Here is an 802-nt window from a genome sequence, read left to right on the forward strand (position 1 = left end):
CCACCAGGACAGGTGGCAGTTTGATCTCCTTTGCTTCTCAAGAGCGCTCCTTTGGGGCACAGTTTGTTTTGTGTGAATGCTGACACAATGTAGTTCTTGCCGGTTTGCTTTTCCATGGCTACTGTTGTTGACTGTGTTGCAGTTGGCAGTCCAGTTCTTCTGGAGTTCCTTATTCCAGAGGTGTTATACCGGGTGTCCACAGAAATGTGAATGTTTTTCTCCAGTCCACTTGCCTGCAGCAGTTTTTGATTCATGTCGTCAGAGCTCAGCTGGGCAATTTTGTCACAGACTGTCTGGCTCATTTGGTGCATTCCACTTTCAGAGGGTGGAGACAAGTCAAGGGCAGCAAGCAGAAACCGCAGCTTTTTGAATCCTATGGATGTGGAGGTGACAGCGGCATTCAACTCTAGGTTTTGAACAGCAGCACTTCGTCCTCGTCCTGGTTTGCGTATCTCCTCATAGAGTTTAAAGAGCGGCGTAACAAAGCTGCAATTCACACACCGCAATGACTGTGCCACAACAACTCCTCTCTTTTCTTCTTTGGCAGGCTGAAACTTGGGCCGGGAGCAGTTGTCTAGCTTTAAATGTTCTTCTATAGCAAAGTTCCACATGTCACAGTTTTTGTCCACATGAACCAGACGCATTTTGCCTAATCCTGATTTCTGGCTCTGGTCTGCAGGTTTTCTGTCACGCAAGTTGTAAGGAAAGTCAGCCAGTGAGTCAACACTATCTCCATCACCACCACGACCACGACCACCACCACCAGCAGCAGCAGCAGCAGCAACAGCAGCAGCAGCATGTC

Annotated in this window: 1 protein-coding gene; it reads right to left on the reverse strand. The window is 48.6% G+C overall.

Annotated features, from left to right (window positions below; all coding sequences use genetic code 11):
- The coding region (locus ACOCD2_RS23195) for a hypothetical protein (RefSeq protein ID WP_419626231.1) at positions 1 to 695 on the reverse strand (695 nt) is incomplete at its 3' end.
- Positions 696 to 802 lie beyond the last annotated feature (107 nt).

The sequence above is a fragment of the Thiolapillus sp. genome (genome assembly GCF_048562965.1).
Classification (GTDB): domain Bacteria; phylum Pseudomonadota; class Gammaproteobacteria; order Chromatiales; family Chromatiaceae; genus Thiolapillus; species Thiolapillus brandeum_A.